The 9840-nt window shown below is 65.3% G+C and carries 8 protein-coding genes and 1 tRNA gene; 5 read left to right on the top strand and 4 right to left on the bottom strand.

Annotation, left to right across the window (positions count from 1 at the left end):
- The 3 genes from AAG799_RS20630 to AAG799_RS20620 form a co-directional block, all read right to left on the bottom strand.
- A partial coding sequence (locus AAG799_RS20630) for a lytic transglycosylase domain-containing protein (protein ID WP_341898825.1) occupies positions 1-1763 on the bottom strand: 1763 nt, incomplete at its 3' end.
- Between the two features lie 103 nt (positions 1764-1866).
- Positions 1867-3087: an MFS transporter gene (locus AAG799_RS20625; protein ID WP_341898823.1), complete on the bottom strand. Its 1221-nt coding sequence runs from the start codon at positions 3085-3087 to the stop codon at positions 1867-1869.
- Positions 3087-3857, bottom strand: coding sequence for a uracil-DNA glycosylase (locus tag AAG799_RS20620; protein WP_341898821.1), 771 nt, complete (start codon positions 3855-3857; stop codon positions 3087-3089). The genes AAG799_RS20625 and AAG799_RS20620 overlap by 1 nt, the downstream gene beginning before the upstream one ends.
- Positions 3858-4072: 215 nt before the next feature.
- Between AAG799_RS20620 and AAG799_RS20615 the strand changes: the two genes are divergently transcribed.
- The 5 genes from AAG799_RS20615 (at position 4073) to AAG799_RS20595 (ending at position 8986) form a co-directional block, all read left to right on the top strand.
- A complete protein-coding gene (locus tag AAG799_RS20615) occupies positions 4073-5719 on the top strand; it encodes an electron transfer flavoprotein-ubiquinone oxidoreductase (RefSeq protein ID WP_341898826.1) in 1647 nt (548 codons plus the stop codon).
- Between the two features lie 5 nt (positions 5720-5724).
- On the top strand, positions 5725-7476 hold the full coding sequence (locus AAG799_RS20610; RefSeq protein WP_341898820.1) for a tetratricopeptide repeat protein: 1752 nt from the start codon (positions 5725-5727) through the stop codon (positions 7474-7476).
- A 4-nt stretch (positions 7477-7480) separates the two neighbouring features.
- Positions 7481-8362, top strand: a complete 882-nt coding sequence (locus AAG799_RS20605) for a 4-(cytidine 5'-diphospho)-2-C-methyl-D-erythritol kinase (RefSeq protein ID WP_341898818.1) — start codon at positions 7481-7483, stop codon at positions 8360-8362.
- 71 nt (positions 8363-8433) lie between these two features.
- The gene (locus AAG799_RS20600; protein WP_341898816.1) at positions 8434-8814 is read left to right on the top strand and encodes a hypothetical protein; all 381 of its coding nucleotides are present in this window, start codon (positions 8434-8436) and stop codon (positions 8812-8814) included.
- Between the two features lie 97 nt (positions 8815-8911).
- Positions 8912-8986 (top strand) — tRNA-Gln (locus AAG799_RS20595).
- 25 nt (positions 8987-9011) lie between these two features.
- Here the strand turns inward: AAG799_RS20595 and AAG799_RS20590 are convergent.
- A complete protein-coding gene (locus AAG799_RS20590; RefSeq protein ID WP_341898815.1) occupies positions 9012-9800 on the bottom strand; it encodes an adenylate/guanylate cyclase domain-containing protein in 789 nt (262 codons plus the stop codon).
- Between the last annotated feature and the right edge of the window lie 40 nt (positions 9801-9840).

Raw genomic sequence — 9840 nt, 5'->3', positions numbered from 1 at the left:
TCGCCGCGGTCGAAGCCGCGATAGACCGGCCAGCTGCCGGTCATGGTGGCGCTGAGCGAGGTATCGGGCTGGCCGATACGGGTGCGGTAGATCCAGTAGTTGGTCAGCACGCGCTGCACGAAATTGCGTGTCTCGCCCAGCGGAATGGTCTCGATGAACAGATACGGGTCATTCTGGTCGGGCGAGGCGCGCAGCCACTTCTGCAGATTGCCCGGCCCGGCATTATAGGCGGCGGCCAGATACAGCAGGTTCCCCTTGATCATCTGCATATCGAGCAGATGCTGCAGATAGCGCTGGCCCAGCTCGATATTATATTCCGGTGCGAACAGCTTATGCCGGCCGGTCTTGTGGTGCAGGCTCTTGTCGCCGGCGACAGCGCCCGCCGTGCGCGGCATCAGCTGCATCAGGCCGGTGGCCCCCGCCGTACTCATGGCGCGCGCATTGAAGGCGCTTTCCTGGCGCATGAAGGCAAACACCAGCGCGCGATCGACGCTGAAGCCGCCTTCGGGCTCCCAGGGTGGCAGGGGATAGAGCGCAGAGTCGTATCCTTCGCCCTTCACCGTGTACCAGGCGATCGAAATTTTCATCGACGAGGCCGGTGCGGCCTGCATGCGGCTGACCAGCGCGAGCAGCGCACCGGCCAGCTGATCCGACGACTGCGAGAACAGGCGCAGGATTTCGCGGTCGGCACGTACCGCCTCGCCCACCTCGCTCAAGGCCAGCGCGCGGCGGATTGCCGGCATCTCGGCCAGCTTGCGCGCATCGGCCGGATCAAGCGGCGGCGGCGCCCAGCGCAGCGGCTGGTCGGCGCCAAGCTGGGCGAGCGCCAGCTGGCCATAGAAGGTGCGTTCCTGGTTGGCGCCGATCTCCAGCAGACGGATCGCTTCCGATGGCTGGCGCAGACGCAGCATCACGCGCGCGCCCCACCAGGCACCCGCCGATTTCTCCCAGCTGGTCGCGGTTTTCGAGAACGCCAGGTTCTCGAAATGATGGGCTGCATTGTCATACCGGCCCAGACGCCAGGCAGCGAGGCCGGCAACCCAGTCGGGCTCCGACAGTCGTGCCCGCGAGCGCTGTGCCGACGGAGCCGCAAGCGCCAGCGCACGCTCGTCCTGCCCTTCGAGCAGCGAGATCCAGGCGAGCCGTCGGCGCCAGTCGTCGTATTCCGTGGCACTCAGCTTGCTGCGCAGGTCAGGCTTGTTGATGAAGGCCTCGGCCTCTCCCAGCTTTTCGCGCTTGAGCAGGGCATTGAACTGCGCTTCAGCCTGCACGATGGCCGCGCGATGGGCGGGGTCGCGATCCTTGGGCTGCGGGATTCGGCGCGTGGTGGCAACCTGGCCCGGCTGCTCGCCGGCATAGTCGCCGAGATCGGTGCCCAGCGGCGCGACTGGTGCCTTGTCCTTGCGCGCCTTCTTTTTCAGCGCCATGCGATAGATTTCGTCCGCGCCGGCATGGTCGCGATATTTCGCCATCCACTCGACCAGGTCGTGATACGCAGCATTGTAGCCGGGATGGGTATAGCGCTGCTGCAGCACATGACCGATCAGCAGGCGATCCTTCAGGCGGGTGATTTCACGATCGGCCTTGGCCCAGTCGGCATCGGCCTGGAAATCGAAGATGCGCTGATAACGCTCGACCTCGGCCGTATCGAGCACAAGCGGAAGATCCGTTGCGGCCTGCTGCGCACGCACCGGCCCGCTGGCGGACATGATGCCAGCCAGCATCAGGCCGCAAACCAGAACGACGCCCCCCACCAGACGCATACTTCCCCGCCTCTTAAGCCTGCTTATTTGGTCGCCCGGGATAGCGCAGTTGCGGTTAACGGACAAGTAAAGTCGCCGCAACCAAAGGTGGCGGTGTGTGTTTTCAGAGACTTAAATGGTGCGGCAGGCGGAAAATCAACAACCCGGCCGCAACGCAGCCCAGTGCGCAGATCAGGATCGGCCACGCGTAGCTGCCCGTGGTGTCGAATACCCAGCCGGCAAGGGTCGGTCCCAGCAGGGTACCGAAAGCCACCGAGGTATAAAGTACCCCCAGCACAGCCGACATGGCACGCAGGCCGAACAGATCGGCGGTGAAGGCCGGCACCAGCGCAACGAAGCCGCCATAGAACAGGCCGAAGGCCAGTGCGAAAATTGCCAGCGCGGCAAAGCCCTGCGCCACGCTCCAATAGGCCAGCGCCACGCCGCTCAGCAGCATCATCAGGCCGAGACCGCGGCCACGACCGATGCGATCAGCAATGCCGCCAAGCACGAAACGACCCAGCGTGCTGCCGACGCCAATCAGGCCGACCAGCCAGACACCCTCGCTACGACTGAGCCCCATATCTCCGGCATAGGGCGCCAGATGCACGAAAGGCACGAAGGTACCGATGCAATTGAGTGCGCAGGCGGCATAGAGCAGCCAGAACACCGGATGCCGCAGCACGGCACCAAGTTCGAGGCCTGCCGGTGGCGCGGATGCCGCTGCCGCCGGCGCGACCGCGCCATCGGGCTGCAGTCCCATGCTGGCCGGCGAAGCCCGCATCATCATGGTGGCCAGCGCACCCAGCACCAGCGCGGCGATGCCAAAGGCGACATAGGCGCCGCGCCAGCCCAGCTGCTCGATGGCGAGGGCGGCGACGGGCGGCGCTGCCATGGTGCCGATGCCGATGCCGGCCACCGCCCAGCCTGACGCCTGTCCGCGCTTGGCCATGAACCAGCGCTGCACAGTGCCAATCGCCGGCACATAGGAAAACCCGACGCCAATGCCGATGCCGATGCCGTAGAAGATCACGATGGCCGTGAGGCTTTCGGCAAAGCTCGCCGCGATCATGCCGAGGCCGACGCAGGCGAGGCCGAAGCCAACCACCGGACGCGGCCCGATGCGGTCGGCCAGCCGGCCGCTGATGGCGCCGAGCGTGAAATAGAGAAAGCCGGCGGCGGAAAATACCAGCGACACCGTGGCGCGCGAGGCACCGAACTCGCGGCTTAAAGGCTCGAAGAAGGCTGGAAAGCTGTAGGCCGCACCAAAGCCGGTGAACATGACCAGAAATGCGGCGGCCACCACCACCCAGCCATAGAAGATGCCCGGAACGACACCCGGCATCAGACGCCGAGCTCGCCCAGCTTGGCGGCAAGCTCCAGCATGTCGCGCCAGGCCTCGCGCTTCACCCCCGGCTGGCGCAGCAGATAGGCCGGATGCAGCATCGGCATGGCGGGCACCGCAAGGTCGCCGCGCTTGTATTCATGCCAGCGGCCGCGCACCCGCGTGATGCCCTGCGTCGTCCCCAGCAATGTGCCGGTGGAGAATTTTCCGGTGCAGACGATCACCCTGGGCTGCACCAGCTCGATCAGGCGTTCGATGAAGGGGCGACAGGCCACGATCTCTTCGGACGACGGATCGCGATTGCCCGGCGGACGCCAGAACAGCAGGTTGGAAATATAGGTGTTGCTCTCGTCGCGCCCGATGGCCTTGAGCATCTTGTCGAGCAGCTGGCCGCTCTCGCCGACAAACGGCAGCCCTTGCGCATCCTCGTCGCGCCCCGGCGCCTCACCCACGATCATCAATGGTGCTTTCGGGTTCCCGCGCGCGATCACCGTATTGGTGGCCGTGGCCTTCAGCGCGCAACCATCGAAGGCTTTGATGGCGATTTCCAGCTCGGCAATCGTGTTGCAGGCCCGCGCCGCCGTGGTCGCAGCGGTTTCCGCCGCCTGCGCCGACAGGATGGCCGGGCCGGCCGGCTGGGCCTGACGGGAGGCCAGCGCGGCGGGGGCGGCGGTTGCCGTTGCGGCAGGAGCCGGCATCTGTGCCGGCTGCGCTTTTGGGGGTGGCGCGACGGTGCGATCGACCGGCTGGTCGCCGATAGCCTCATCCACCCCGGCCTCTGCGTAAAACAGCACGACCTCGAGCAGAGAGGGAGGAAAATCAGGGGTTTCCGTGGCGTTCATCGATGCTGTAAGGGGGTGGCGCCGTTGGCTTGCCCCCCATAGTCTGGTAAGCAGGTATGGAGCGTCAAGCTGACCGGCCCTGACGTTCCCAAATAAAAAAACGTTAGCAATATCCGAGGTGTCCCGTGTCGGAACGCGAAGCAATGGAATACGACGTGGTGATCGTCGGCGCAGGCCCGTCCGGCCTGTCGGCCGCGATCCGCCTGAAGCAGCTGGCTGCGGCGCAAAACCACGAGATTTCAGTGTGCGTGATTGAAAAAGGCTCCGAAGTCGGCGCCCATATCCTGTCGGGCGCGGTGATCGACCCGATCGCGCTGAACGAGCTGATCCCGGACTGGCAAGCCAGGGGCGCCCCGCTGAATACACCGGTCACCGACGACCGGTTCTGGATCCTGACCGAGGCGAATCACATCCCGGTCCCCAATATCGCCATGCCGCCGCTGATGAACAATCACGGCAACTACATCGTCTCGCTGGGCAATGTCTGCCGCTGGCTCGCCAGCCAGGCGGAAGAGCTGGGCGTCGAGATCTTCCCCGGCTTTGCCGCGGCCGAAGTGCTGTATGGCGACAAGGGCGAAGTGGTCGGCGTTGCCACCGGCGACATGGGCATCGGCCGCGATGGCGAGCATAAGTCGAGCTACACGCCCGGCGTCGAGCTGCGCGGCAAATACACCCTGATCGGCGAGGGCGTGCGTGGTTCGCTGGCCAAGAGCCTGATGCACAAGTTCAACCTGCGCGACGGCGTCGACCCGCAGAAATTCGGCATCGGCATCAAGGAACTGTGGCAGATCGATCCGGCCAAGCATAAGCCGGGCCTGGTGATGCATACCCAGGGCTGGCCGCTGGACAACAGCACCGGCGGCGGCAGCTTCATGTACCATCTGGAAGACAACCAGGTGGCGGTGGGTTTCGTCATCCACCTGAGCTACGAAAACCCCTATCTCTCGCCGTTTGATGAATTCCAGCGTTTCAAGACGCATCCCGACATCCGCGAATTCTTTGAGGGCGGCAAGCGCATCTCCTATGGCGCCCGCGCCATCAACGAGGGCGGCCTGCAGTCGATTCCGAAACTCACATTCCCGGGCGGCGCGCTGATCGGCTGCTCGGCCGGCTTCGTCAACCTGCCGCGCATCAAGGGCAGCCACAATGCCATGAAGTCCGGCATGCTGGCTGCCGAAGCCGCCTTCGAGGCGCTGAAGAATGGCGCCGCCGGCGGCGATGAGCTGACCGCCTATCCCGAAGCCTTCAAGGCTTCATGGTCGTTCACCGACCTGTGGAAAGTGCGCAACGTCAAGCCGGCGATGAAATACGGCATGTGGATCGGCACCCTGCTGGGCGGCATCCATATGTGGCTGAACGACCTGCATCTGGACTTCCTGGTGCCATGGACGACGCGCCACGCCAAAGCCGATCACGAGAGTTTGAAGCCGGCCAAGGACTGCAAGCCGATTGCATACCCCAAGCCTGATGGCAAGATCAGCTTCGACAAGCTGTCCTCGGTGTTCCTGTCGAACACCAATCATGAAGAGGATCAGCCGATTCATCTGCAGCTGAAGGATCCCTCGATCCCCATTGCCAGAAACCTGCCGATCTATGACGAGCCGGCGCAGCGCTATTGCCCGGCCGGTGTCTATGAAGTGCTGCGCGATGATGCGGGCAACAACCCGCGCTTCCAGATCAATGCCCAGAATTGCGTCCACTGCAAAACCTGCGACATCAAGGATCCGGCGCAGAATATCAACTGGACTGTCCCTGAGGGGGGCGGCGGTCCGAATTATCCCAACATGTGAGCCAGATGACAGATAAAGCCTCCCGCGATCGTTCCATCTCCCGCCCCTTGCGCAGCCTGCTGCTTGCTGCCGCGGCGCTGTTGCCGCTGGCGGCCTGCGGCGGCCAGGGCAGCATGATGTCCGGCACGTCTTCGTCGCGGGGCGCCTATCGTCTCGACAGCCCATACGGCAATTTCCTCGCCGCGCGCCATGCCCGCGAGATGAACGACAACACCAATGCAGCGAACTATTACCTGCGCGCGCTGCGGGAAGATCCGAACAGCGCGCTGCTGGCCCAGGGCGCCTTCATCGCCCTGATCGCCGATGGCCGCGTCGGCGAAGCCGTGACGCTGACCCCGGCCCTGCGCCAGGTCAATCCGTCGGAATACCTGCCACGCATGACCCAGGCCTCGGCCCTGATGCTGGCGCGCGACTACGATGCCGTGCTGCGCTTGGTGGCCGAAGGGCCGACCGGCGGCATTCATGCCGCCTTCAATCCGCTGCTCGCCGCCTTTGCCCATGCCGGTAACGGCAATGCGGACCAGGCGATGGCCAATCTGCAGCGGCTGGAACGCCACCCGCTGCTCAGCGGCGTCTATGCCCATCTCAAGCCGATCCTGCTCGATGTCCTGAACCAGCCGGAACCGACCGAGGCTGCCTATCGCGAGGCGATCGAGGGCCGCGAACGCGCCGGCACGCGCCAGATCGACGGCATGGCCCGTTTCCTGGAACGCCAGAACCGCGCTGCTGAGGCCCGCCGCCTGCTGGAAGAGCAGATGGTGTTCAACCCGGACAATCCGGTGCTGCTGCATGCTCTGCGCCGCCTCGATACCAAGCGCAGCCAACCCACCGAACCGCTGGTCGGCAATGCCGTCGAAGGCCTGGCCGAAGCGATGTTCGCCTCCGCCTCGGCGCTCGGCCGCAGCGACGGCGGCGACCTGGCCGAACTGCATCTGCAGCTGGCACTGTTCCTGCGCCCCGACCTGGACGATGCCCGCATGCTGCTGGGCGATATCTATGAAAGCCGCAGCCGCTTCGACCAGGCGCTGGCGATGTATGCCAAGGTCTCGCCGAACTCCGCTTATGGCGAAAGCGCGCAGCTGCGCCAGGCCTGGTGCATCAACGAACTGGGCCGCACCGATGAAGCGGTGCGCGTGCTGCGCCGGATGGTCAGCGCCAATACCGGCAGCCCGCGTGCCCTGCTGACCCTCGCCGACATGTATCGCCAGATGGAAAAGTGGCCCGAGGCGACGCGTGAATACACTGCAGCGCTGGAACGCATTCCGCGCCTGGAGCCGCGCCACTGGACCATCCTGTTCGGCCGTGGCGTCGCCTATGAACGCTCCAAGCAGTTCGACAAGGGCGAAGCCGACATGTTGAAGGCGCTGGAGCTGCAGCCCGATCAACCGCTGGTGCTGAACTACCTGGGCTATTCCTGGGTCGACATGCACCGCAATATCGAGCGCGCCACGCGCATGATCGAGCGGGCCGTGCAGCTGCGTCCCAATGACGGCGCCATCGTCGACAGCCTGGGCTGGGCACTCTACCGCCTCGGCCGCTATCCCGAAGCGGTGATCCAGCTTGAACGCGCTGTCGAGCTGAAAGGCGGCGACCCGGTGATCACCGATCATCTGGGCGATGCCTACTGGCGCGTCGGTCGCCAGGAAGAAGCCAAGTTCCAGTGGCGCCGCGCGCTCGGCCTGAAGCCCGAGCAGGATCTCGCCCTGCAGGTACAGCGCAAGATCGACCAGGGCCTCGATCCGGTCGCCGCCAAGTAACCGCATGACGATGCCGGGCCTGAGCCGGCTCGCGCCGGCCAAGATCAACCTGTTCCTGCATGTTACCGGCAGGCGCCCGCCCCATGCGGCGCAGGCCGGCTATCATGAGCTGGAAAGCCTGGTCGTCTTTGCCCAGGATCCCGTGGCCTGCGACCGCATTACCGTCGCACCGGCTGAGACCGTGAGACTGTCGGTGGAAGGGCCGCAGGCCTCGGCGCTGACCGGGGAAAACCTGGTGCTGCGCGCTGCCGACCTGCTGCAGGCCATGAATAGGACTCCGAAGGGCGCTGCGATCACGCTGACCAAGACCCTGCCGGTGGCTTCGGGGATCGGCGGCGGTTCGGCCGATGCCGCTGCCACGCTGCATGCCTTGCGCGCGCTCTGGCAGATCGAGATCGATGACACCGCGCTGGCACAGGCCGCCTTGCAGCTGGGCGCCGATGTCCCGGTCTGCCTGCTCGGCCACGCCACCATGATGAGCGGGATCGGCGAACAGCTCGCGGCCGTGCCACCGCTGCCGCCCTTCTGGCTGGTGCTGGTCAATCCCGGCGTCACCCTGGCCACCAAGGATGTGTTCTCGGCACTGGCCGGGCAGTTCGGGCCGGCGCAGCCCTTCGAGCGACGGCCTGACAGTGCCGCCGATCTCGCCATCCTGCTGCGCGCACGCCGCAACGATCTGGAAGCGCCGGCCCGCTTCCTGGCGCCGGAAATCGATCCGGTACTGGCGGCCCTCAAGGCCCAGGCCGGCTGCCTGCTGGCACGCCTTTCCGGCTCGGGGGCGACCTGTTTCGGACTCTTCACCGAAAAGAAGGAGGCCGACTTCGCCGCCCGCAACCTGGGCCGCGCCTATCCGAAATGGTGGGTCGCCGCCACGGCAGCTGGCTGATCGGCGGCAGCTGACATCAAACGTTACACATCCGGCCGCAGGCCTTGGCCCTGCCGCCCGTAAGATGCGGTATGAACCCGTCTCGCCTCTCCCGCTTATCCCTTCTCGTGCTGCTGGCCTTTGCCCTGCCCGTCATCCCCGCGCTGCCGGCGCGGGCCGATAGCGTGGTTATTGTCAGTGGCGGTCCGCCCTATGGACCCCATGGCCCGCATTTCGGCCCCCGCCATCGGCCGCCACCACCGCCGGTCGTTGTGGTGGAACCGGCCCCGCCGCCGGTGGTCGTGGTGCAACCGGCGCCGGTCGTCGTCACCCCGGCGCCGACAGCCGTGGCCCAGCCCTATTGCCGCGAATTCCAGACCCAGACCGTGGTCGCGGGCCAGGTCCAGCCCAGCTACGGCACCGCCTGCCAGCAGCCCGATGGCAGCTGGAAAATCGTCAGCCAGAAGCCCTGAAATCCGCCCCGGCGGACCGGGCGTAAAGGCTGGAAATTTCCGGCCACGCCGCCTATTGTCCGCCCGCGCCGCGCCCTGCGTTTCAAAGGGTGCCTGCTGGGGCGTAGCCAAGCGGTAAGGCAGCGGTTTTTGGTACCGCCATTCGGAGGTTCGATCCCTCCCGCCCCAGCCAATTCTTCATAAGTGCCGCGCGCTGCTCACTCCCGGCGGGGTGGCCACAGTTTCCGCCAGTCGATGCCGGCCGGCAGTCGCAGCAGCAGAAACATCGCAAAGCCCAGCATTGGCCAGAAAAACCACAAACGGCTGGGGTTGGTCGCCAGGTTGATGATGAGCAGGAAAACCGTGAGTACGCCAAGGCGCCAGGCATGGCGCCGCCATTTCGCCAGCGCAACGTCCGTATCGGCGGCTGGCGCTTGCAGACTGGCGCGGGTCACCGCAACACCCGGGCTGCCCTGTCCGAGCAGCACACGATAGGCCGCAACTGGCTCCGCGATATTCTTGATCTCGCGGTCGCCAAGAAAATCGAAACCGATATCCAGCTTCTTGCGCACCTGTTCAAACACTGTGCCCGAGATGCAGATGCCGCCCGGTTCGGCGAGCGATTCCAGTCGCGCCGCGACATTCACGCCTTCACCGTAGATATCATCGCCATCGAGCATGACATCGCCGAGATTGATGCCGATGCGGAACCACATTGGCGGCAGGGTCGGTTCCTCGGCATTGCGCGTGGCCAGGCGACGCTGGGTTTCCACAGCGCAGAAGACAGCCTCCACCGGCGAGCCGAACTCGGCCACCAATCCATCGCCCCAGGTGTTGATCAGGCGTCCATGATGACGACCGATCAGATCGACCATGACCTCGCGATACTGCTTCAGCCGTGTGACGGTGCCAACCTCATCGCGCTCGACCAGCGCGCTGTAGCCCTGCACATCGGCGCAGAAGATCGTGATCAACTTGCGACGGATTCCTGAAGCTTGCTCGGTCATGGGGCCATCTTGGCGGATTTCCGCGAAGCATATACGCAGC

The sequence above is a fragment of the Ferrovibrio terrae genome (assembly GCF_943371255.1).
Classification (GTDB): Bacteria; Pseudomonadota; Alphaproteobacteria; order Ferrovibrionales; family Ferrovibrionaceae; genus Ferrovibrio; species Ferrovibrio terrae_B.
The sequence above is the reverse complement of the archived record's forward strand: the minus strand, read 5'-3'. Positions and strand labels throughout refer to the sequence as shown.

Excerpts from the sequence above, each read along its gene's own strand:
- AAG799_RS20625 (WP_341898823.1), bottom strand. The coding sequence starts at position 3,087 with ATGCCGGGTGTCGTTCCGGGCATCTTCTATGGCTGGGTGGTGGTGGCC.
- AAG799_RS20615 (WP_341898826.1), top strand. The coding sequence starts at position 4,073 with ATGGAATACGACGTGGTGATCGTCGGCGCAGGCCCGTCCGGCCTGTCG.
- AAG799_RS20610 (WP_341898820.1), top strand. The coding sequence starts at position 5,725 with ATGACAGATAAAGCCTCCCGCGATCGTTCCATCTCCCGCCCCTTGCGC.
- AAG799_RS20605 (WP_341898818.1), top strand. The coding sequence starts at position 7,481 with ATGACGATGCCGGGCCTGAGCCGGCTCGCGCCGGCCAAGATCAACCTG.
- AAG799_RS20600 (WP_341898816.1), top strand. The coding sequence starts at position 8,434 with ATGAACCCGTCTCGCCTCTCCCGCTTATCCCTTCTCGTGCTGCTGGCC.
- AAG799_RS20590 (WP_341898815.1), bottom strand. The coding sequence starts at position 9,800 with ATGACCGAGCAAGCTTCAGGAATCCGTCGCAAGTTGATCACGATCTTC.